The organism is Qipengyuania aquimaris (genome assembly GCF_009827445.1).
Taxonomy (GTDB): Bacteria; Pseudomonadota; Alphaproteobacteria; order Sphingomonadales; family Sphingomonadaceae; genus Qipengyuania; species Qipengyuania aquimaris.
In genome coordinates this window covers 1,416,020-1,436,860 of sequence record NZ_WTYI01000001.1, presented here as the reverse complement: position 1 = coordinate 1,436,860, position 20,841 = coordinate 1,416,020, and the positions used below count along the sequence as shown (strand labels likewise).

The following is a 20,841-nucleotide window of genomic DNA, read 5'->3' as shown; positions in this document are numbered from 1 at the left end:
GCAATCCAACCAAATATGGAGAAGGGGGCTTTCGGGCCCCCTTTTTCGTGCCGTTTACCCTTCGCGCGCACCGGGTCCCGTTGCGGGACGCAACCATTGATGTCGCGGAAATGAAACCGAAGCCGGGTTATAAGGGCTCTTGCGACCCGAGGGTTTGTCCCCTGACTGACCCAGCCTTGATCCCCCGCCTCAGAGCGGGGGATTTTCTTTTAGAGCGCCCTCAGAGCCTGTGCAGGTTTGGCCCTCAGCAGGGGCAACGAGCCACCCACGGCAAAGACCAGGACGGTCGCCAGACCAAGCCCAAGCACCAACAGGACCTCGGTCCAGTCGGGTAGCCAGTCGAATTCGAACAGCTGCGTCACGACGAGCCATGCGGTAAGGCTGCCAAGGCCAAGCGCCACGACAGCGAGCGCACTTGCGAGCAGGGCGTATTCGATCAGCTGCATGACCAACACCTGACGCCTGTCTGCACCAAGCACGCGCAAGACTACCGTGTCATAGGTCCGCGAGGCCCGCGCCGCTGCGATCGCGCCGAGAAGTACGGCGAGACCGGCAAGAACCGCCACACTCGCTGCAGCCAGCGTCGCCAGCCCGACCTGTTCGAGGATTGTTCGTGCCTGCTGGAGGACGCCGCCGACCTCGATCACCGAGGTGGAAGGCAATTCGCGCACCAGCGCTTGGAGCAGCGGGCCGGTCGGCGTGCCTTCGGCAAGCTCGACGGTTGCCGCCAGATTGTGCGGCGTGTTTTCCAAGGCATTGGGGCTGAGCACGAAGACGTAATTGAAGCCCATGCTTTCCCAGTCGACCTGGCGAAGGCTCGCGATCTGGGTTTCCACCTCGACGCCCAGCACGCCGAAGGTCAGCCGGTCGCCGATCCCTAGGCCTGCTGCCTGCGCGAATTCCTCGTCGATCGAGACCAGTGGCGGGCCACCATATGTCGCGTCCCACCATTGCCCTTCGGTCAGGTTGTTTCCGGGGGGAACCGCGTCGGCATAGGTCAGGCCGCGTTCGCCGCGAAGGGCCCACGCACCATCGGGGATTTCCTCGAGCTCGGATGTCCGCGTCATGTTGCCTTCGGATCCGAAGGCGAGGACAGAACCGCGCAGCGCGGGAACGGTCCGGATCTCGGCGTCCGGGTCCGTCTGCAGGATCAGTTCGCTGAAGCGTTCTTCCTGTTCGCGCGGCACGTCGAGCACGAAATAGTCCGGTGCCTGTGCCGGGACGCGTTTCTCGATATTGCCATCGATGGCGCTTTGCACCGCCGCCAGAAGGACGAAGGAAGCAAGGCCGAAGCCCAGCGCGGTGACCAGCGCACCAGTGCTGGAACCGGGGCGATAGATATTGGCCAATGCCGTGCGGGCGATGGGGCTGGTTGGACGCGGCAGGGCAGCGGCAATCTTGCGAATGGCCCATCCCAGCAGCGCCAGTAGGGCCAGGACCACTGCCGCACCAAGGAGGAAACCGCCGGAAAGAAGGGGCTGGCTGGCCGTCACGAGCGCAAGGCCGACGATTGCTGCAAGACCCGCGATCACCACGAACAAAGCAGATCGATCGCGCGCCAGCGGGGCGATGTTCGAGCGCATTAGCGCCATCGCAGGGAAATGCCTTGCCCGCATCAACGGCGGGGCTGCGAAGACAAGCGCGACGAGGAGGCCATAGGCCGAGGCGAGGAGCAGGGCGCCCGGATCTATGACGAAGCCCGTATCGACCGGCAACAATCCTTCCAGCGCCGTTGCGAGGAGCGGCACGACGGCAACGCCGACCGCGAGCCCGGCAATGCTGCCAACCGCAGCGGCTGCAAATATCTGCAAAGCATAGATGCGCGCGATGTCGCGGCTAGTCGCACCGAGGATCTTGAGGGTAGCCACGGACTGGCGCCGCGCGTCGAGATAGGATGAGACGCCTCCGCCGATACCGATCCCTGCAATCACCAATGCCGCAAGGCCGACTAGGGTCAGGAATTCGCTCATCCGGCTGACGAAACGGTCGGTGCCAGGGGCCGCGCGGTCGGCAGTGTCGATATCGAGACCCGCCTCGGGGAAACGCGCCTCGAGGTCTTCTTCCACCGATTCCAGGTCGCGGGATGTGTCGAAAGCGACCCGCGTCTTGCTCTGGTACATGGCACCGGGGGCGAGCAATCCGGCACGCTCCGGAACGTCTTCGGCGACGATGATGGTCGGGCCAAGCTGGAACCCTTCGCCAAGCCGGTCGGGTTCATCGGCGATGATGCCCGCGACCTCCAGGGTCTCTGTGCCGATCAGGAAGGTGTCGCCAGTCTCGAGCCCGAGCCGGTCGGCTGCGCCAGGCGCAATATAGGCCTTATTGCCGCTAGGTGCGGTGACTTCACGCCCGCCTTGGATGACAAGCTTGCCGTAAAGCGGGTAAAGTTCGTCCACCGCTTTCAATTCGATGGGCGCGGCATTGTCGTCCTTGCGCGCCATGGCTTGCAGCCGCGTGCCCGCCGATACCGTGCCGAGTTCTTCCAGAGCCGCACGCTCTTCGGCGTTCAGTGAACGCTGCCACAGCTCGACCTGCAGGTCACCGCCGAGGAATTGCTGGCCATTGGCTGCCAGTTCGCGTTCGATTGCGGCAGTTAACGTTCCGATTGCGGCGAGGGCTGCAGTGCCGAGGAAGATGCATACCAGCAGCAGGCGCAGGCCCTTGAAACGGGCATTGAGATCGCGTCGGGCGATCCGCCAGGCGGTCGACCAGCTCATGCGGCGGTATCGCTCGCAATGCGACCGTCACCAAGCGTCAGGACGCGCTCGCAATGATCGGCAAGTTCGGGGTCATGGGTGATAACCAGCAGCGTGGCGCCGGTTTCGGCCCGGCGGGCGAACAGGAGTTCCACGATCTCGTGCCCCGTTGCCGCATCGAGATTTCCGGTCGGTTCGTCTGCAAAAATGAGGTCGGGGCGCGAAGCGATGGCGCGGGCGATTGCCACGCGCTGTTGCTCTCCGCCGGAAAGCTGCTGCGGGTAGTGATCTAGCCGGTGGCCAAGACCGACTGCTTCCAGTTCCGCCTTGGCGCGCTCCTGCGCATCGCTTTGGCCGGCCAGTTCCATCGGTGTCGCTACGTTTTCAAGCGCGGTCATCGTCGGAAGGAGGTGAAATGCCTGCAGCACGATGCCGATGCGGCCGCGGCGCGCACGGGCAAGGTCGTCCTCGTCCATCGCCGCGAAGTCCTGCCCCGCGACGCTCAGCGTGCCGCTTGTCGCGCGTTCCAGCCCCGACAGAACCGCCATGAGCGAGCTCTTGCCCGATCCGGACGGACCAAGCAGGGCAACGGTCTCGCCATGCTTGATGGTGAGATCCAGCCCCTTGAGGATTTCGACAGGGGCTTGGGTGGAGCCGAGGGTGAGGCGCAGGTCGCGAGCGCAAATCGCATCTTGAGAAGTGGTCACGCGGCTGCGATGGCAGATGGCACAGCAACTCTCAAGGAAGTCCGCCGATGGTTCTGCGTAGTTTGTCGATGCTTGCCGCCGCCCTGTCCCTTGCCGCCTGTGGCAGCGAGGCGGAGACGGTCGATCGGACAGAGGATACGAGCGCTGCCGCTCCGAATGCCGAGACGATCGAGGTGGCGGGCCCCGAACGCCACATCCTCGCCTTCGGAGACAGCCTGTTCGCAGGCTATGGCGTGGGCTTGGAGAACAGCTACCCGACAGACCTCGAAAGGGCGCTGCGCGAACGCGGCATCAACGCGCAGATGGTCAACGCTGCGGTATCGGGCGAAACGAGCGGTGCAGGCGCGAAACGCCTCGCTTTCGCGCTCGATGCGCAGGACGTGAAGCCGGACCTCGTTCTCCTCGAACTGGGCGGCAACGACATGCTGCGCGGGCTTTCTCCCGACCAGACCCGTGCCAATTTCGAAAGCATGCTGGGCGAATTGCGCAATCGCGATATTCCCGTCGTGCTGATGGGGATGCGTGCTCCTCCCAATTATGGGCCGGAATACCAGCAGGACTTCGACAACCTCTATCCCGAGCTGGCAGAGGAATATGGCGCGACGCTCGTGCCCTTCTGGCTCGAGAGCATCTACCAGGATCCCTCGCTCTTCCAGGATGACCGCATCCATCCCACGACCGAAGGCATCGATCGCCTGGTGGAGGCGACCGTGGATCGGATCGAAGCGGCTATTCCTGCTACGGACTAGATTCGCGTGACCTCGCCGCCTTCGACCCGCCAGGTGGCGGCTTGCGGCGCGATTGCCTCGAAGGGTGCGAGTTCGGTACCCGTCATCCAAACCTGCGCCCCGCTGGCGGCGAGTTGGTCGAACAGGGCTGCGCGCCGGATCGGATCGAGATGGGCGGCGACTTCGTCCAGCAACAGGATGCCACTGCGCCCCTTGGCTGCCAACCCAGCGTGGGCGAGCGTGATGGCGACCAGCATGGCCTTCTGTTCGCCGGTCGAACTTTGCGCCGCGGGTACGCGTTTGGCCGCGTGGATCACCTCCAGCTCGTCGCGATGCGGGCCGGTGAGCGTGCGCTGGGCTGCGCAGTCGCGCACGCGATTTTCGAATAGGGATTGCGACAAGGCGTCCGGATTGTCGGCTCCGCCTGGCGAGTAGGTGAGGGCAGGGCGGGCGAAGGGTTCGGCAGGCATATGCGCGATGCTGGCCATCAGCGTGTCGACCAGCGCGGCCCGCCCTGCAATCAGCCTGCCGCCGTGTTCGACCATCTGCGCCTCGATCGCATCGAGCCACGAACTGTCCGGCGCGCGGTCGTCTGCCAGCAGCCGGTTGCGTTCGCGTAGGGCCGCTTCATAGCGCGAAGCATAGCTTGCGTGCGCCGGGTCTAAAGCGAGAGCCATGCGGTCCATGAACCGCCTGCGGTCGGCGGCAGGGCCTGTAAACAGCCCGTCCATCGCAGGTGTCAGCCAGGTCAGGGCCAGCCACTCCCCCAAAGCCGAAGCGGTGGCCTCGGCCCCGTTGATCCTGACCTTGCGGCGACCGGGATTGTCGCTTTCCGTATAAGTGCCGAGCCGGACCCGCTCTTCGTCCTGCGCGAGATCGGCGCCGATGGCGAAGCCGGTCGGCGAGCCGTGGGCAACCATGTCGACCAGCGCCGCACGCCTCAGGCCGCGTCCGGGGGCAAGCAGGGAGAGCGCTTCCAGGACATTGGTTTTTCCCGCGCCGTTTTCGCCAACCAGCAGGTTGAACCGCGCCGTTTCCTCCAAATTGGTAGAGGCGTGATTGCGGAATTGGGTGAGGGAAATGCGCTCGAGCATGGGCCCAAAAGCGTTAGCGCGGGCACTCTCTCGCCGCCAGCAAATTACCCAAATCCAATAGTTGGTGAAATTTCCCAACCTTTCGGATTGATGAACGAAACCTGTCTGCCAGATTAAGCGGGCTTCCGCAGATTTCCGCCGTTTTTCAAGTTTGGCACGCCTGTTGCAATCAATCTGGTGTCCCCCGGATGGTCCGGAGGGAAGCAGAAATTACAAAGGGAGTATCACTCATGTCCGCTTTCGCACTCGACACCAACAAGGCTTTCGCAGCTGTCTTCGCACTTGGCCTTTCGGCACTCAGCATGGCTTTCGCAATCATCCCCGCCACGCCCGCCGGCCTCGTCGCCTGATCACCAGCCCACCCATTTAAAGGAAACCATCTTATGTTCGACAATGAAAACATCGGTAGCCGCGTCATGGCCGCTGCCGTTTCGGTAATGATCTCGGCCGGCTTCTTCGCCACCGCCATTGCCTATGCCACCCCGACCGGAATGATCGCATGAGCGACCTGAAATTCCGCGACGACAATGCAGTGCGCCCCAGCCGCAGTTTCAAACTGGATCGCACGAACGCAAAGATGATGGGTGTATGCGCCGGTATCGGCCGCTACTTCGGGATCGACACCACGCTGGTTCGCGTCGGCTTCGTCCTGGGAACGCTGCTCGGCTTCGGAAGCTTCATCCTGATCTACCTGGCGATCGGACTGATCGCAGACTGACAGAGGACGCGGGGGCAATACCGCGTCCTCTATTCCGTCACATGGCCGAGATACCGCCGTCGAGCTTGAGCTCCGCACCGGTCATGAAACGGCTCTCGTCACTGGCGAGATAAACCACCGCGTTGGCGATATCGTTCGGCTCGCCAACAAACCTGAGCGGGATCTGCCGGGCCAGCTTGTCCATCAGGACGTCCTTATCCAGCCCCGAATGCCGTGCCGTCCCGTCGAGGATCGGCGTATCGACAAATGTCGGATGGATGGAATTGCAGCGGATTTGCATTTGCTTCTTCGCGCAATGCAGCGCGATCGACTTCGACAGCATCCACACCGCAGCCTTCGATGAGTTGTACGCAGGCATCGTATCGCTGGCGATGAGCCCGGCGATCGAGGAAATGTTGATGATCGAGCCGGGCGCATGCTCGCGCATCAGCGGCAGGGCTTTCTGGCAGCCGTGGAAGATCGAATCGACATTGACGGAAAAACACCGTTTCCAGTCGTCGAAATCGCAGGTCTCGATGTTTCCGGCGACACCGATACCCGCATTGTTGACGAGGACATTGAGGCCGCCGAGTTCTGCATCGGCCGTCTCGACCACCCGCTCCCAGTCTTCTGGGTTGGTCACGTCATGCTGGACACCATAGGCATGGCCCGCGCCCATCTCTTCGACGATTTCGGCGGCGGTCGCCTGCGCGCCCTCACCATTGATATCGGTGCACAGTACCCGCGCGCCTTCTTCGGCAAGCCTTCTTGCATGGGCACGTCCGAGGCCTTGCGCCGCGCCGGTGACCAGCGCCAGCTTACCTGCACACCGTTTCGCCATTCCTACTCTCCCGATATCATTGCGTGCGATGCCATCAGCATCGCGATCCTTACATCCACACCGTGACCCATCGCGCGCCAGCGGGCAACGAATTCCGCCAGCTGCGTGCGGGGGACGCGGTGGACGACGATGTCTTCGCTGTCGGTGCCGCCGCCTTCGCTAATCTTTTCGAGGCCATGGGCGCGCATGAGCGTGAAGCTTTCACTGACCATTCCGGGCGAGGAATAGAATTCGCCAAGGTTCTCCATCCGCGCCGCACGGTAGCCGGTCTCTTCCTCCAGCTCGCGCGCCGCTGCGTCTTCCGCGTTTTCGCCAGACTTGCCTTCATCGTCACCGATCAGGCCGGCAGGGATTTCCAGGCAGATGCGTCCCAATGGTACGCGGTATTGCGAGACCAGGATGACGTGATCGTCCTCGTCAATGGCGATGATCGCGGCGGCCCGGATCCCGCGCGAGCGGCTGGCGTATTCCCAGCGGCCACGGCGCTTGGTGGTGACGAAGCGTCCTTGCCACATGATTTCTTCGGGTTTGTCGGCATCCGCATCGCGGCCCGGCACATCGATAGGTTCGGCCATGCGGCGTATCTAGACTTCGATAAGGCGGTCGGGCAACTCGTTCACGTCGTCTTCTGCGCGCGGGAAGTGATCGGAAAGGACCGCGCCAACGTCGCGCACGCCTGCAGCGAGACCTTCGGCAATCCGGCCCTCTTTGATTTCCGCGAGCATGTCGGCCATCGCTTCGCCCCAGACTTCCGCATCTACTTTCGCCGCGATCGGTTCATCGGCGACGATCTCCGCCCTGTGCTCGCGCATGGACAGGTAGAGAAGCACACCGGTCCGGCCATGGGTGCGGCGCTCTGCACCGACCTTGAAGTGCTTGACCGCTTGCGCATGGACCCGCGCAAATTTCACCGGTCCGGGGATAAGCGCAAAGCGAAGCGCATCCCAAAGCTGGATGGCCCATGCGGCGATGAAGGTTATCAGGCCCAGCGCGATGGTCAGGCTGGCGATTTCGCCCGTGGTCCATTCATGGCGCCAGCCGCCGAACAGAGAATCCCACAAATCCTGGAACGGCACCGGGAGCAGGGCGAACAAGCTCATGGCGGTGAAAGCCAGCGCCAGAGCCCATACCAGCGATACGTCCGTGTATCCGTCGCTGCGGTCTGCCAGCACGGTCACGATCTCACCCGCAGTCGTCTCTTCTGCCGAAGCGACCGCGTCGGATACGATCTTATGCTGTTCTGCGTTCAGATAGCTCGCCATTACCAACCCCCCGATGCGCCGCCGCCGCCAAAGCTGCCGCCGCCGCCGGAAAATCCGCCGCCACCGAAGCCTCCGCCGAATCCGCCGCCAGAGCCGCCACCCCAGTCATCGCCGCCCGACAGCGCGCCGCGCGCGATGGCAGAGCCGACTTCCCACAGGATGATGTCGCGGGCGGTGTTACCCCACGGACCGCGCTTGTAGCGCCGCCTCCGGCCACGGCCGGTGAGCATGGGCAGGATGAAAAAGAAGAAGATGAAACCAAGCCAGATCAGGCCGCCGTAGGGGAAGCCGCTGTCGGCTTCGCGCGTCTGGCTCGCCTCTGCAGCGATCCGGCGCGCTTCGTCCTCGGGCAGGACCAGCTGGCTGATGATCGCATCGGCACCGGCATTGATACCGGCGGGATAATTGTCGTTCCGGAACTCGGGAAGAATGGCGTTCTGTATGACTATTGAGGACAGGGCGTCCGTCATTATGCCTTCAAGGCCATAGCCGACCTCGATGCGTACCTTGCGCTCGTTCGGAGCAACCAAGAGCAGCGCGCCATCGTTGCGCTCTGCATCGCCAATGCCCCACTCGCGGCCGAGCTGGTAGCCGTAGTCGGCAATGTCGTATCCCTGCAGGTTGGGGATGGTCGCAACGACGAGCTGGCGCTGCGACTGGTCCTCCAGCGCAGCCAGTTTTTGCGTCAGTTCTGCCTCTTCCGCCGGAGTGAGCAGGTCCGCCTGATCGACGACCCGACCGGTCAGCTCGGGAAACTGCTGCGCCAAGGCAGGGGGCGCAAGCAGCGCCCCCGCCAAGGCGAGCAAGGCAAGCAGGTGGCGCATCAACGCGCTCAGTTCGAGGTCATGTCGATGGTCGGAGCGACTTCAGCCCCTTCCGTCGCAGCCTCGTAGGGAACCAGCGGTTCTGCGCCGTGGATGATGTTGGCGCCGATCGTGTCGGGGAAGGTGCGGATCGTCGTGTTATATTCGCGCACGGCTTCGTTGTAGTCGCGAATGGCGACGGCGATGCGGTTTTCCGTGCCTTCCAGCTGGCTCTGCAGCGCGAGGAAGTTCTGGTTCGACTGGATCTGCGGATAGGCTTCGAAGCTTGCGAGCAGGCGACCGAGGCCCTGACCCAGCTGACTCTGAGCGGCCTGGAATTCGGCCATCTTTTCGGCATCGCCGAGATCGGCAGCGTCGATATTCACGCTGGTGGCGCGGGCGCGGGCATCGGTGACCTCGGTGAGGATCGTGCGCTCGTTCTCGGCAGCGCCCTGCGCCACTTCGACGAGGTTCGGGATCAAATTGGCACGGCGCTGGAACTGCGCCTCGACATCGGCCCACTTGGCCTTGGCGTTTTCTTCCGCTGCCGGAACCGAGTTGATGCCGCAGGCCGAGAGAGCCATGGCGGCCGCGGCAACGAAAGCGACGCGGAAGCTGGCGAAACGTGTCATCGAGAAACCCCTTTTTCGAATACTGTTTTACCTAGATAGCACGGTTGCAGCCCTGTTCAAGGATTGCAGCGCTTGTAGACCTGCATCAAATTTGGCAGGAATTGAGCATCCGGGTCGCAGTGGAGGGACACAGTTCATGCTCAAGGATTTCAAGGAATTCATTGCCAAGGGCAATGTCATGGAACTCGCCGTCGCGGTGATCATCGGCGGGGCATTCGCCACCATCGTGAAGTCGCTGACCGACGAGATCATCATGCCGATCGTCGGCGCCATTTTCGGCGGCGCCGATTTCAGCCGGTATTTCATCCTGCTGAGCACGCCGGAAGGATATGAGGGCGCGATGGACGATTATGCCGCGTTGCAAGAGGCGGGGGCAGCAATGATCGGATATGGCAGCTTCATCACGGCAATCATCAATTTCCTCATCCTTGCTTTCATCATCTTCCTGCTCGTTCGCTACGCCAAGAAGGTGATGGCCGAATTCGAGGAGAAGGAAGAAGAGGCACCCGCAGGCCCGAGCGAGATCGACCTGCTCAAGGAAATCCGTGATGCGCTGAAAGGCGGCGCTCCCGGTGCCCCCAAGAACGGCCCGATGGGATAAACGATTGCGGTGCATGAAGCTGGCGCTTTGTGCACCGCATTCGCCCGCTCACTTCACATTAAGGCTTCGATCGCTATATGAGGCCTGTCGGTTTCGGCCGGCTATGGCGATAAACTGCGCTGTGCAATAGGTACAACGGACCCGGGGGCAGTACCCGGCGGCTCCACCATAACCCGCGGTAAATGCGCGGTTTTTGACGGGGCCGAACTAGGATCGACGTGTGCTGAAAGACAGTGTTTTCGCCCGGGCTGAGTAACCCGGAAAACTGTTCACAACACACAAGTGCCAACGATAACGAAGCACTCGCAATCGCTGCGTAACCTGACGGCCTAACGGCCTGATCTTACAAAGCTAAAGCGCGGTTGGACCCACCGGGCAACAGAAGCGGAATCCGGGGCTCCGGGGGTAGCTAGCAACAGAAACCCCCACCTTCTTCAGCTGTTCTTCTTAGCAAAGCCCATGAGCGCGATGAAAGTCGCGATCGCAATCACGCCTGCGCTTGCCTGCGCGAAGGCGCTGTCTCTCATGTTTGCCAGAAAAATAACAAGCAAAATCATTGAAATGACGAGAAAAAGGCACCCCCATCCCGCTAGGGGTTCGGGTACGAACCCTATTCCAACGCGATGGAATAGTTTTTTACCTGGCCGATTCACGCGCCGGTATTAGGTGTCTCGGCCTCTTCGGCCTTGCGCGCTTCGGTTTCGTAGCGGATCGCGTCGAGGATTTTCGCACCGCCCAGGAACACAGCGCCCGCGGTGGCTGCCATCAGCAGCCAGCCGCCGACGCCGGGGTATTCGACCGTGTAATGCGCGCCGCGCGTCATGGCGCCAAGTGCAAGGGCATAGATGATCAGGAACGCTTCGAAGCGTGTCTTGATCACGAAAAGCCGCTTGATCTTGGTCCACATGGGTGTGTGCGCTTCCTCGATTTGTTAACTTCCGGCTGCGTGATCAGGCGGGTTTCTTTGCCAGCCTGCGGCTTCCGGTGGTTAATGCAACGAGGAGTGTAGGCGCGGCGCGGAAGCCGAGTCCAGCGCGTTAACCGTGTTGGGCCGGTTTAAGCGAGAGTGTCCAAGGACAGGACAGATAGCAGCGCCTCGCGCGCCTCGATCACCGTCTTTGCCAGGGCATCGCTTCCAATATCGGCCGGATCGATCTGTTCCGGCCAGTTCTCCGCAACGACTGCCTCCACGCGTTCCAGCTTGGCTTCGTCCAGCATGAAACGCGGATCGACCGTGGCAGGATCGGCCACCACGCGCAGGCGAAGGCAGGCGGGGCCGCCGCCATTGGCCATCGATTGCTTCACATCCACAGGGATGACCTTGCGGATCGGGCCATTCGTCGCGAGCATATGTTCGCACCACGACCAGACCGCGGCGCTCTCCTGGCATTCGGTTGGCACCACGAGAGCCATTTCGCCGGTCGGTAGGGTCAGCAGCTGCGCGTTGAACAGGTAGGTACGGATCGCTTCTTCGAGGCTGACGGCGCTTTCTGGCACCTCGACCACCTGGAGAGCGGGGAATGCCGCTGCGATTGCGTCATAGGCGCCCTGCTTGTCGGCAAAGGCGCGCTCGTGGGTGAACAGCACCCGCTCGTTTGCCACCGAGACCACGTCGTTGTGGAACGCACCTGCTGCAATCGCTTCCGGGTTCTGTTCGATGAAGACGCATTTGTCCGGGTCCAGCCCGTGCAGGCGAGCGACGGCGCGGCTAGCCTGCTCGTGCTGGCGGGCGGGAAATTTTCCGCCCTGCGTACCATAGACGAACACTTCCACGCCCTCGGCACCATGCCCTTCGCAAAAGCGCATATGGTTGGCTGCCCCCTCATCGCCGAAGGTCGGCAGGATGGCGTCGTGGACGGCGAAATGCTTGCTGTCGCCGAACGCTATGTCGAGCTGGGCCTTGGTGTCGCGCCATTCCTGCGCGCGGTGGGCCATCGTCACGAGATTGGCAGGCGTCAGGTGACACCGCCCGTCTGCCGTATCGGGAGCGGGGCTGACGGTGGCGGCGTTGGCGGTCCACATCGAACTGGCGGACCATGCTGCTGCAATCAGCTGGCGCGGGGCACCGGCACCCAATGCCAGATCGCGGATCAATCCGAGGTTGGGCCGCGGCAAGGGGAGAAGGAAGCCTTGAGCAAGTCCAAGCTCCATATTGGAGCGCATCTTGCCGAGGCCTTGAAGGGCCGCGGCGCGCGGATAGCTGGTATCCCCGCCGTGGCTGGAACTGGCGATATTGCCGAGGCTGAGGCCGGCGTAATTGTGGCTCGGCCCGACGATGCCGTCGAAATTGATCTCGAAGAGACTCATCGCGCGACGCTCCATACTTCGTCGCCCTTGCTCACGCCGAGCGTCTCGGCGGCAGTCGTATCGATTGCAATGCTGTCATCGTCACCGAATGCCCGCACGCCGTAGCAGCTGCGGAAATCGTCGAATTTCCCGGTGGCGAGAAGGGCGCGCTCGCCTTCCTCCAGATCGGTCGCCGAAACGGCAGCGGGCTTCGCATCCGCAATGCTTTTCACCGTGTCGGTGCGGGCCGTCATCGTGGGACCGCCGTCGAAGATATCGACATAGCCTTCGGCCGCAAATCCTTCGTTCTCGAGCATGCGCATGGCCGCGCGGCCGCTCGGGTGCGGTACGCCGATCACCTTCTTCGCCTCCTCGTCCAGCATGGCGATATAGACCGGGTGCTTGGGCATGAGATCGGCAATGAACTGGTTGCCATTGATGGCGTTGAAATAGTCCGCTTCCTGGAAGGTCATGCCGAAAAAGCGCCCTGCAACACCGTCCCAAAAAGGCGATCCGCCGCGATCGTCGATCACGCCGCGCAATTCGGCAAGGATACGGTCCGCAAAACGCGCGCGGTGCATCGCAACGAAGAGGTAGCGACTGCGCGCCAGCAGGAGGCCAAGACCGCCTGCACGTTCGCCCGGGTGGAGGAACAGTCCGCCGACTTCGCTCGATGCTTCGAGATCGGTCGTAAGGCTGAGCATTTCGGCGCGCACGGTGCGGTCGAGTTCCTGGCTGTGCTGCGTTAGCGTGGTCATGCGATAGCTGTAGAACGGCCATTGCTGGCCGACCTGCGTGAATAGCTGGCACGTGCCCCGCACCTGTCCGGTTTCGGTGTTTTCGAGCACGAGGGTGAACTGGTCGTCGCCAAGCTCGTCGTCGGTGCGCGAAAACGCGGCCTCGGCGCGCTCCAGCTTGCGGGTCAGCGCCGCCCTGTCTGCCGGCAGGTTGGTAAAGCCACCACCGGTCAGCTTGGCCATTTCGTACAGGTGTTCAAGGTCGCTGATATGGGCAGCGCGGAGGCGGAAAGTCACAAATGGTCTCCGGTGGAAAGCTTGGTAAGGACCAGCGCGGACAGCGCCACGCGTTCCCGCAAGGATGGGACGATCATGAATTCGTCCGGTGAGTGGATTGCGCCGCCGCGCACGCCCATGGTGTCGACCACGGGCACGCCGGTGGCGGCGATATTGTTGCCGTCGCAAACGCCGCCGGTGCTCTTCCAGCCGATCTCCTGGCCAAGCTCGGCGCCGCAGGATTTGACGAGGTCGAACAACCGCTGGGCCTTTTCATCGACCGGCTTGGGCGGACGGGTGACGCCTCCGTGCCGGTGGATGCCGACCTCGTGATCGGCCTCGATCATGCGCAGGATCGCATCGAGTTCGCCGTCGAAGCGGTTCATCGCATCGGTCGACTTGGGACGGATATTGAAGCGCAGGATTGCAAGGTCGGGCACGACATTGTTGGCCGCGCCGCCTTCGATCTTCGCCGGGTTTACGGTAATGTCATCCGCCTCGAGCGCCTTGATGCGCAGCACCAGGTCGCTGGCGGCAACAATGGCGTTACGGCCATCGTGCGGGTTGCGCCCGGCATGGGCGGACTTGCCGGTGATCGTGATCGAATAGTTTCCGGTCCCGCCGCGCGCATGGGCGAGCGTGCCGTCGGGCAATGCACTCGGCTCGTAGGTCAGCGCCGCGTATTTTCCGCGCGCCAGCTCCTCGATGAGGCTGCGGCTGGCAAGGCTGCCCGTTTCCTCGTCTGAATTGATCATCACATCGTAGCCGACGCGCTGCGAACCTTCGATCGTCTCGAACAGCTTGAGCGTGTGGAGGATGACGTTGAGCCCGCCCTTCATATCGGCGGTGCCGGGACCATTGATGGTCTCGTCGTCCAGCCACACGGTTTCCTGGAAGGGGTGGTCGACAGGGAATACCGTGTCCATGTGGCCGGTCATGACGAAGCGCCGCTGGGCCTCGGGGCGCACCCGCAGGACCATGTGCTTGCCATGGGGCTTTTCAAACTCGCGTCCGTCGGCGCTGATGGCGGTTACGGTGGCGGGTTCGACCAGCTCGACTTCGCCGGGAAGGGCGCTGAAGGCGTCGGCAAGGACGCCGGCCATTTTTCCGAGACCTTCGATGTTCGCCGTGCCGGTGTTGATGGCCGCCCAGTCCTGGACTTCGCGCAGCATGGTGTCTGCATCGATTGCATCGAGAAGGGCTTGCGGGGCACTGTCCGGTTTCATTGGCAACTTCCTTAGTCGGGATGCGCCAAGTGTCCACCCCGCCGCTTGCAATCGTCAACCGCTGGCGGCATAGGTCGGATCGCTCCTCCCCGGGTACACATTGCCATTCGAATACCCCAAGGGAGTTCCATGACAGATTACTTGACGCGCGCAGGGATCGAAGTCGATCCGGCTCTGGCTACCTTTATCGAAACCGAAGTCATCGCGCCTCTCGGCCGCGATACTGACGCCTTCTGGACAGGCTTCGCCGACTTGCTCGGCACCTTCGCGCCCCGCAACCGCGCCCTGCTACAGAAGCGCGAAGATCTTCAGGCGAAAATCGATGCGTGGCACACGGAGCGCGCGGGCCAACCTCACGATGCAACCGCCTATCGCGCGTTTCTGGAAGAAATCGGTTATCTCGTGCCCGAGCCGGGCAATTTCACCATCGGGACGCAGAATGTCGATCCCGAGATCGCGACCATGGCCGGCCCGCAGCTGGTCGTCCCCATCCTCAACGCGCGCTTCCTTCTCAATGCTGCAAATGCGCGCTGGGGCAGCCTTTACGACGCGTTTTACGGCACCGATGCATTGGACGCCCCTGCGGCGCGGCCCGGCGGATATGACGAGGATCGCGGCGTGGCAGTGATCGCCAAGGCGAAAGCCTTCATGGACGAGGCCGTGCCGCTGGCTGATGGCAAGAAGTGGTCCGAACTGTCCGACGTCAAGCACAACGGCATCCCGCTTGCCGACCCGGCGCAGTGCGTGGGCTGGAACGACAAGGCCTGCCTGTTCAAGCACAATGGCCTGCATATCGAGGTTGTGTTCGATGCGGACCATCCGATCGGTCGCAGCGATCCGGCCAATATCGCCGATATCAATCTCGAAGCGGCGCTGACCACGATTGCTGATTGCGAAGATTCGGTCGCCGCCGTGGATGCAGAGGACAAGCTGCTCGCCTATCGCAACTGGCTCGGCGTGATCCGCGGAGATCTGTCGGAAAGCTTCGAAAAGGGCGGCAAAACAGTCACGCGCGCGCTGGAAGGCGACCGCACATACACCGCTCAGGACGGCACCGAATTCGCCCTGCCCGGGCGCAGCCTGATGTTCGTACGTAATGTCGGTCACCTGATGACCAATCCCGCCATGCGCTGGGACGGCGGGGAGATTGCAGAAGGCATAATGGATGCAGTCGTCACCTCGGCCATCGGCGCGCACGACGTCGCCGGCCTCGGCAAATACGGCAATTCGCGCAAGGGCAGCATCTACATCGTGAAGCCCAAGATGCACGGGCCCGAAGAGTGCGCCTTCACCAACGACCTGTTCGATGCGGTCGAGGACCTGCTCGGCCTGCCGCGCCATACAGTGAAGGTCGGGGTGATGGACGAGGAGCGCCGTACTTCGGCCAATCTCGCCGCCTGCATTCACGCGGTGCGGGACCGGATCGTCTTCATCAACACCGGCTTCCTCGACCGCACCGGCGACGAAATCCACACCTCGATGCGTGCAGGACCGATGATGCGCAAGGGCGAGATGAAGTCGTCCGCCTGGCTCACGGCCTACGAGGCTCGCAATGTCGGCATCGGACTTGCGCATGGCCTTTCGGGGCGCGCGCAGATCGGGAAGGGCATGTGGGCAGCGCCCGACCTCATGGGCCAGATGATGATCGAAAAGATCGGTCACCTGCGCGCCGGGGCAAACACCGCCTGGGTGCCGAGCCCGACGGCAGCCACGCTCCACGCGATCCACTACCACCGCGAGGATGTGTTCGAAATCCAGAAGGGTCTCGGCGATGCGGCCAAGCTGGAAGAACTGCTGACCATTCCGCTGGCAGACAGCACCAATTGGTCCGAAGAGGAAATCCGCGAGGAACTGGACAACAATTGCCAGGGCCTCCTCGGCTATGTGGTGCGCTGGATTGATGCGGGCGTGGGCTGTTCCAAGGTGCCGGACATCAACGATGTCGGCCTGATGGAAGACCGTGCGACGCTGCGCATTTCCAGCCAGCATATCGCCAACTGGCTGCTTCACGGTGTCATTTCCGAAGAGCAGGTGCTGGACAGCCTGCGCCGCATGGCCGCCAAGGTGGACGAGCAGAATGCTGGCGACCCGTTCTACGAACCGCTTCTGGAAAACCAGGATGGCGCGGCTTTCAGCGCCGCTAAAGACCTGATCTTCAAGGGCGTCGAACAGACGAGCGGCTATACCGAACCGCTGCTCCATGCCTGGCGCTTGAGGAAAAAGGCGGGCGCTTGATGCCCGGCTGAAGCTGTAGCAGACTGCCTCCTACCGGACTGGTCGAGAGGAGGCGGGACGATGGACGCGGCTGGCGAAGTACAAATCGCGCCGGTGAGGGTGGCAGGCAATCTGTCACTGACCGATCTTGGCAAAGCCTTGAAGGCGGGCCTCGCCGATTTCCTCGCCTGCCCGGTCTACGGCCTGTTCTTCGCTGCCATCTATGTAGCGGCGGGCCTGTTCCTCTACGTCGCGGCGGTCGAATGGGGCGAGACGATGTGGTTCGTCCCCGCGGTCGCCGGCTTCCCGCTCGTCGCGCCGTTCACTGCAGTCGGACTTTATGAAGTCAGCCGAAGGCGGGAGGCCGGCCTTCCGGTCAAATGGGGCGCAGTTCTCGGTGCTGTGAGAGGCAAGGGCGATGAGCAGCTCATCATGATGGGCGGGATCGTCTTCGTCGCCTTCAGTTTCTGGATGATCATCGCCCACGGCATTTTTGCGATCTTCATGGCAGAATCCGGCGTCGGCGCTGAATCGGTCGAGGCGTTCCTGACCCCTGCGGGGCTGGCGATGCTGGCCGTCGGCACGGGGGTGGGCGCGATCATGGCGCTGGCGTTCTACGCTGTGACCGTCGTCAGCCTGCCTATGCTTGTTGATCGCGAGGTGGATTTTCTGACGGCGATCATCACCAGCCTAGCCGCATTCCGGTCGAACAAGTTCATGCTCACCCTGTGGGCGGCGATTATCGCTCTATCGCTACTGATCGCCCTGATCCCGGCGTTCCTGGGCCTGCTGGTGGCCCTACCGATTTTTGGCCACGCGACCTGGCACCTGTACCGCAGGATCGTGCGCGACGTGGCTTAGGCGGAAAGGATCCGCGCCAGCTTCACGAAATCGTCGACGGAAAGCGTCTCCGCGCGGCGCTGGGAGTCGATCCCGACCTGTTCGAGCGCTTCAACCGCACCGGGCACGCCTTTCAGGCTCTGGCGCAGCATCTTGCGGCGTTGTCCGAACGCGGCTTCAGTGAGCCGTTCCAACATCCGGGCGCTGACGCCTTCGGGCATTTCGCGCGGTTCGACGTGAACGATGGCGCTCATTACCTTGGGCGGAGGGGTGAAGGCGCTGCGATGGACCTTCATCGCCATCTTCGCCGCGCTGCGCCATTGGGCCAGCACGCCAAGTCGGCCGTAGGCGGAATTGTCGGGGGTGGCCGCGATGCGCTGGGCGACCTCTTGCTGGAACATCAGCGTCAGGCTGGTCCATAGCGGAGGCCAGCTTTCCCCACCTAACCAGCGCACGAACAGCGCAGTTCCGACATTGTAGGGCAGGTTTGACAGGACGGCGAAGGGCTCGCCGCCCATGATCTCGGCATGGTCGAGTTTCAGCGCATCGCCCTGAATGACCTTGAGCTTGCCGGGAAAGGCCTCGCCAAGTTCGGCCAGCGCAGGCAGGCAGCGACTGTCCATTTCTATCGCGGTGACTTCGGCGCCTGCGCGTAGCAAGGCGCGGGTGAGGCCGCCCGGGCCCGGTCCGACTTCGAGCACTTTCTTCCCTGCAAGATCGCCTGGGATAGCGGCGATCCGGTCGAGCAATTGCTCGTCGAACAGGAAGTTCTGGCCCAACGCCTTGCTCGCGCTGAGGCCGTGACGGGCAATCACTTCGCGTAGAGGTGGCAAGTCAGCCATGGCGTGCGCGCCGCTGCGCCATTTCGCCTGCCATGCGCAGCGCGGCAATCATCGCCCCGGGATCGGCGATGGCCTTGCCCGCAATGTCGAAAGCCGTCCCGTGATCGGGGCTCGTCCGTACGATCGGCAAGCCCAGCGTTACATTGACGCCCTCGTCGAAATCGAGGGCCTTCAAGGGAATCAGTGCCTGGTCGTGATACATCGCCAGCGCGGCATCGAAGGTCGTGCGTGCGCGCGGCGTAAACAGGGCGTCCCCGGGGTGAGGGCCGCTTACTTCATAGCCTTCGTCGCGCAATACCTCGATCGCGGGCGCGATTATGCGCTGTTCCTCATCGCCGAAGCGGCCATCTTCGCCGGCATGTGGGTTGAGGCCGCAAACTGCGAGGCATGGGCGTTCGAGGCCGAAATCGCGTTGCAGCGCGCGAGCCACGATGCGGGCCCGGTGACAGATCAATTCGACGCTCAACCTGCCGGGCACTTCGGCAAGGGCGCAATGAACGGTCAAGGGAACGGCGCGAAGGCTCGGACCGGCCAGCATCATCACGGCATCGCGCTGGTCGAGCGAGCAAGCGGAAGCGAGAAATTCGGTCTGGCCGGGATGATCGAAGCCGACCTTTGCGAGTTCGGACTTCGCGATCGGCGCGGTGACGAGCGCTCCAGCCTCCCCCTCAAGCGCGAGTTGGGTCGCGCGTTCCAGTGAGTGCAGAGCAAGCCTCGCGCCATTTTCGGTCGGTTCACCCGGCCTGAACGGGTCGTCTTCCAGCCCGAGCACCGGAAGCGCTCGCCCGAAAACCTGTGCTGCGTGCGAGGGATTGGTAATGCGCTCGACCGGAAGCGGCATCCCCAGCGATTGTGCCGACGAAGCAATTACGCCTGCGCCGCCCACCACGAAGAAGGGGGCGAGCGCTTCAGCGTCGCGGCGCGCCCAGGCGGCGGCGATAATTTCCGGCCCGATCCCCGCAGGGTCGCCCAATGATACGGCGAGGGGGAGCGGGGCGGGCGTCAATTATATTCGATATAGGCGTCGTTGCGCAGGTCGCGCAGGTAACGCTGCGCCGCGCGGTTGATCCGCTCGTCCTCGATCTGCTGCATGAGCTGGTCGAAGTTCGGGCCCGACTGGACTTCCGGATCGTCACGACCGCACAACATCAGGACACGGACGCCGTCTTGCAAATCGCCGAACGGAGGAGTCGTTTCACCGATTCCCAGGCCAAGAACAATCTGTTGCAGCTGTTCGGGCAAGGCACGAGCGCGCAGCTGGTCGTTGTCGACAACCGAGGCGCCGATGGAATCGGCGATCTGGTTCGCACTTCCGCAGCCGCGCATCGACTGGACGCCGGCGAGGAATTCCTGGAGGCGCGCTTCGTTGGCAGCCTGCGTGGCGTTCTGGTCGAAGGAGATCTGGATCTGCTTCAGGCTCAGGATTGCATCGCGCGGGTCGGCAGTAAGCACCTGGCGCTTTTCGATCAGGTACAGGATCGAGAAGCCGCCCGGAATTTCGATCGGGCCGACCAGCTGGCCGGGCTGCATTTCCTGCGCAACCGCTTCGAGCTGTGCGTTCTTGAGCTGCGGCAAGCGGATCCAGCCAAGGTCCCCGCCCACTGCGGCAGTCGACGCTTCGGAGAACTGACGCGCATAAGCGACGAAGCTGCCGCCCTGGCGGAGCTGTTCGACGATCTTGAGGGCGTTGGCCTCCACTGCGGCCGCGTTTTCAGGCGTCGCGGACAGGTAGATTTCGCCGAGGCGATACTCTTCGGTGCCCTTTGATGCTTCGAGGCGCTGCATCAGCTCATTCACTTCTTCGGCGGAAACATTGACGAAGAAGGCGACTTTTTGCCGCAGCAGTCGCTGCCATGCGAGTTCGCCGTGAATCTGTCGCTTCAATGATATCGGCGACGATCCGATCGAGAACAGATAGGTCTGCATGTCCTCGATGCGGCGATTATTCTGTGCGGCGAGGCGGGCGTAAGTTTGATCGATTTCCGCCTGGGAAATCATGATGTCTTCAGCCTCGGCTGCCTGGATCTGCAAGGTCTCGTCGATCAGGTTACGCAGGACCTGTTCGCGCACGCGGCGCAGTTCTTCAGCCGCCAGTTCGGTGTTGTTGGCTTCGACCAGAAGGGCGACACGCTGGTCGAGATCGGTTCCGGTAATGACATGGCCGTTTACGACGGCGGTCGCACGGCGCACGTTCGGATCCGGATTCGTGAGCATCGTGAGATTGTCGGGAAGGTCGAGGTTGTTCGCAGTCACCGACGCCTGCGCACCGACGCTTGCCGGGGTGACGGCAAGGGCGAGTGTAGCGACGAGAGTAGCGGCAGAACCGCACATTTTGGCAAGCTTGGTTGCGTTCACGCGT

General features: G+C 62.7%; 22 protein-coding genes and 1 other RNA gene. 8 read left to right on the top strand and 15 right to left on the bottom strand.

Annotated features, from left to right (window positions below; translation table 11 throughout):
- Positions 1 to 209: 209 nt before the first annotated feature.
- Both GRI34_RS07085 and GRI34_RS07080 read right to left on the bottom strand, forming a co-directional pair.
- Positions 210 to 2,717 carry an ABC transporter permease gene (locus GRI34_RS07085; RefSeq protein WP_160595326.1) on the bottom strand — a complete coding sequence of 836 codons (2,508 nt, stop codon included), beginning with the start codon at positions 2,715 to 2,717 and terminating at the stop codon, positions 210 to 212.
- A complete protein-coding gene (locus tag GRI34_RS07080; protein WP_160595325.1) occupies positions 2,714 to 3,403 on the bottom strand; it encodes an ABC transporter ATP-binding protein in 690 nt (229 codons plus the stop codon). The genes GRI34_RS07085 and GRI34_RS07080 overlap by 4 nt, the downstream gene beginning before the upstream one ends.
- A 47-nt stretch (positions 3,404 to 3,450) precedes the next feature.
- Between GRI34_RS07080 and GRI34_RS07075 the strand changes: the two genes are divergently transcribed.
- Complete coding sequence (locus GRI34_RS07075) at positions 3,451 to 4,152, top strand: arylesterase (RefSeq protein ID WP_234028169.1); 702 nt, start codon at positions 3,451 to 3,453, stop codon at positions 4,150 to 4,152.
- On the opposite strand, the gene recF is transcribed toward GRI34_RS07075, so the two are convergent.
- Complete coding sequence (gene recF / locus GRI34_RS07070) at positions 4,149 to 5,225, bottom strand: DNA replication/repair protein RecF (RefSeq protein ID WP_160595324.1); 1,077 nt, start codon at positions 5,223 to 5,225, stop codon at positions 4,149 to 4,151. The two genes, GRI34_RS07075 and recF, sit on opposite strands and share 4 nt — an antisense overlap.
- A gap of 230 nt (positions 5,226 to 5,455) precedes the next feature.
- Here recF and GRI34_RS07065 point away from each other — a divergent pair, with 230 nt between their 5' ends.
- From GRI34_RS07065 to GRI34_RS07060, 3 genes are read left to right on the top strand one after another with little or no spacing between them, the layout of a single operon-like run.
- Positions 5,456 to 5,575, top strand: a complete 120-nt coding sequence (locus GRI34_RS07065; RefSeq protein WP_090481021.1) for a recombination protein F — start codon at positions 5,456 to 5,458, stop codon at positions 5,573 to 5,575.
- Between the two features lie 33 nt (positions 5,576 to 5,608).
- On the top strand, positions 5,609 to 5,728 hold the full coding sequence (locus tag GRI34_RS13210) for a recombination protein F (protein ID WP_198507709.1): 120 nt from the start codon (positions 5,609 to 5,611) through the stop codon (positions 5,726 to 5,728).
- The gene (locus tag GRI34_RS07060) at positions 5,725 to 5,943 is read left to right on the top strand and encodes a PspC domain-containing protein (protein ID WP_160595323.1); all 219 of its coding nucleotides are present in this window, start codon (positions 5,725 to 5,727) and stop codon (positions 5,941 to 5,943) included. Before GRI34_RS13210 ends, GRI34_RS07060 begins: the two co-directional genes overlap by 4 nt.
- 37 nt (positions 5,944 to 5,980) lie before the next feature.
- On the opposite strand, the gene GRI34_RS07055 is transcribed toward GRI34_RS07060, so the two are convergent.
- The 5 genes from GRI34_RS07055 to GRI34_RS07035 are packed head-to-tail and all read right to left on the bottom strand — an operon-like array spanning position 5,981 to position 9,460.
- Entirely contained in the window at positions 5,981 to 6,763 is a 783-nt protein-coding gene (locus GRI34_RS07055; RefSeq protein WP_160595322.1) for an SDR family oxidoreductase, read from the bottom strand.
- A gap of 2 nt (positions 6,764 to 6,765) precedes the next feature.
- Complete coding sequence (locus GRI34_RS07050; RefSeq protein ID WP_160595321.1) at positions 6,766 to 7,338, bottom strand: NUDIX hydrolase; 573 nt, start codon at positions 7,336 to 7,338, stop codon at positions 6,766 to 6,768.
- Between the two features lie 9 nt (positions 7,339 to 7,347).
- A complete protein-coding gene (locus GRI34_RS07045) occupies positions 7,348 to 8,025 on the bottom strand; it encodes a TPM domain-containing protein (protein ID WP_199800127.1) in 678 nt (225 codons plus the stop codon).
- A complete protein-coding gene (locus GRI34_RS07040; RefSeq protein ID WP_160595319.1) occupies positions 8,025 to 8,849 on the bottom strand; it encodes a TPM domain-containing protein in 825 nt (274 codons plus the stop codon). Before GRI34_RS07040 ends, GRI34_RS07045 begins: the two co-directional genes overlap by 1 nt.
- Positions 8,850 to 8,857: 8 nt before the next feature.
- A complete protein-coding gene (locus tag GRI34_RS07035) occupies positions 8,858 to 9,460 on the bottom strand; it encodes a LemA family protein (protein WP_160595318.1) in 603 nt (200 codons plus the stop codon).
- Positions 9,461 to 9,596: 136 nt separating this feature from the next.
- Between GRI34_RS07035 and mscL the strand changes: the two genes are divergently transcribed.
- Both mscL and ssrA read left to right on the top strand, forming a co-directional pair.
- Positions 9,597 to 10,061, top strand: a complete 465-nt coding sequence (gene mscL / locus GRI34_RS07030; protein WP_100259372.1) for a large conductance mechanosensitive channel protein MscL — start codon at positions 9,597 to 9,599, stop codon at positions 10,059 to 10,061.
- A 48-nt stretch (positions 10,062 to 10,109) separates the two neighbouring features.
- Positions 10,110 to 10,454, top strand: a transfer-messenger RNA (tmRNA) gene (ssrA, locus tag GRI34_RS07025).
- Positions 10,455 to 10,710: 256 nt separating this feature from the next.
- Here the strand turns inward: ssrA and GRI34_RS07020 are convergent.
- The 4 genes from GRI34_RS07020 to GRI34_RS07005 all read right to left on the bottom strand — a co-directional run bounded on the left by GRI34_RS07020 (position 10,711) and on the right by GRI34_RS07005 (position 14,586).
- Entirely contained in the window at positions 10,711 to 10,968 is a 258-nt protein-coding gene (locus tag GRI34_RS07020) for a hypothetical protein (RefSeq protein WP_160595317.1), read from the bottom strand.
- Positions 10,969 to 11,117: 149 nt separating this feature from the next.
- Positions 11,118 to 12,368, bottom strand: coding sequence for an N-succinylarginine dihydrolase (locus GRI34_RS07015; protein ID WP_160595316.1), 1,251 nt, complete (start codon positions 12,366 to 12,368; stop codon positions 11,118 to 11,120).
- On the bottom strand, positions 12,365 to 13,381 hold the full coding sequence (locus tag GRI34_RS07010; RefSeq protein WP_160595315.1) for an arginine N-succinyltransferase: 1,017 nt from the start codon (positions 13,379 to 13,381) through the stop codon (positions 12,365 to 12,367). The genes GRI34_RS07015 and GRI34_RS07010 overlap by 4 nt, the downstream gene beginning before the upstream one ends.
- The gene (locus GRI34_RS07005) at positions 13,378 to 14,586 is read right to left on the bottom strand and encodes a hydrolase (RefSeq protein ID WP_160595314.1); all 1,209 of its coding nucleotides are present in this window, start codon (positions 14,584 to 14,586) and stop codon (positions 13,378 to 13,380) included. The genes GRI34_RS07010 and GRI34_RS07005 overlap by 4 nt, the downstream gene beginning before the upstream one ends.
- A 129-nt stretch (positions 14,587 to 14,715) precedes the next feature.
- Between GRI34_RS07005 and GRI34_RS07000 the strand changes: the two genes are divergently transcribed.
- The gene (locus tag GRI34_RS07000; protein WP_160595313.1) at positions 14,716 to 16,821 is read left to right on the top strand and encodes a malate synthase G; all 2,106 of its coding nucleotides are present in this window, start codon (positions 14,716 to 14,718) and stop codon (positions 16,819 to 16,821) included.
- A 60-nt stretch (positions 16,822 to 16,881) separates the two neighbouring features.
- Positions 16,882 to 17,661, top strand: coding sequence for a DUF2189 domain-containing protein (locus tag GRI34_RS06995; protein WP_160595312.1), 780 nt, complete (start codon positions 16,882 to 16,884; stop codon positions 17,659 to 17,661).
- Here GRI34_RS06995 and rsmA read toward each other — a convergent pair.
- The 3 genes from rsmA to GRI34_RS06980 are packed head-to-tail and all read right to left on the bottom strand — an operon-like array spanning position 17,658 to position 20,837.
- Positions 17,658 to 18,482, bottom strand: a complete 825-nt coding sequence (rsmA, locus tag GRI34_RS06990; RefSeq protein WP_160595311.1) for a 16S rRNA (adenine(1518)-N(6)/adenine(1519)-N(6))-dimethyltransferase RsmA — start codon at positions 18,480 to 18,482, stop codon at positions 17,658 to 17,660. The two genes, GRI34_RS06995 and rsmA, sit on opposite strands and share 4 nt — an antisense overlap.
- Positions 18,475 to 19,488 (bottom strand): 4-hydroxythreonine-4-phosphate dehydrogenase PdxA, encoded by a 1,014-nt coding sequence (pdxA, locus tag GRI34_RS06985; protein WP_160595310.1) that lies wholly within the window; start codon positions 19,486 to 19,488, stop codon positions 18,475 to 18,477. The genes rsmA and pdxA overlap by 8 nt, the downstream gene beginning before the upstream one ends.
- Complete coding sequence (locus GRI34_RS06980; protein WP_325065197.1) at positions 19,485 to 20,837, bottom strand: peptidylprolyl isomerase; 1,353 nt, start codon at positions 20,835 to 20,837, stop codon at positions 19,485 to 19,487. Before GRI34_RS06980 ends, pdxA begins: the two co-directional genes overlap by 4 nt.
- Positions 20,838 to 20,841 lie beyond the last annotated feature (4 nt).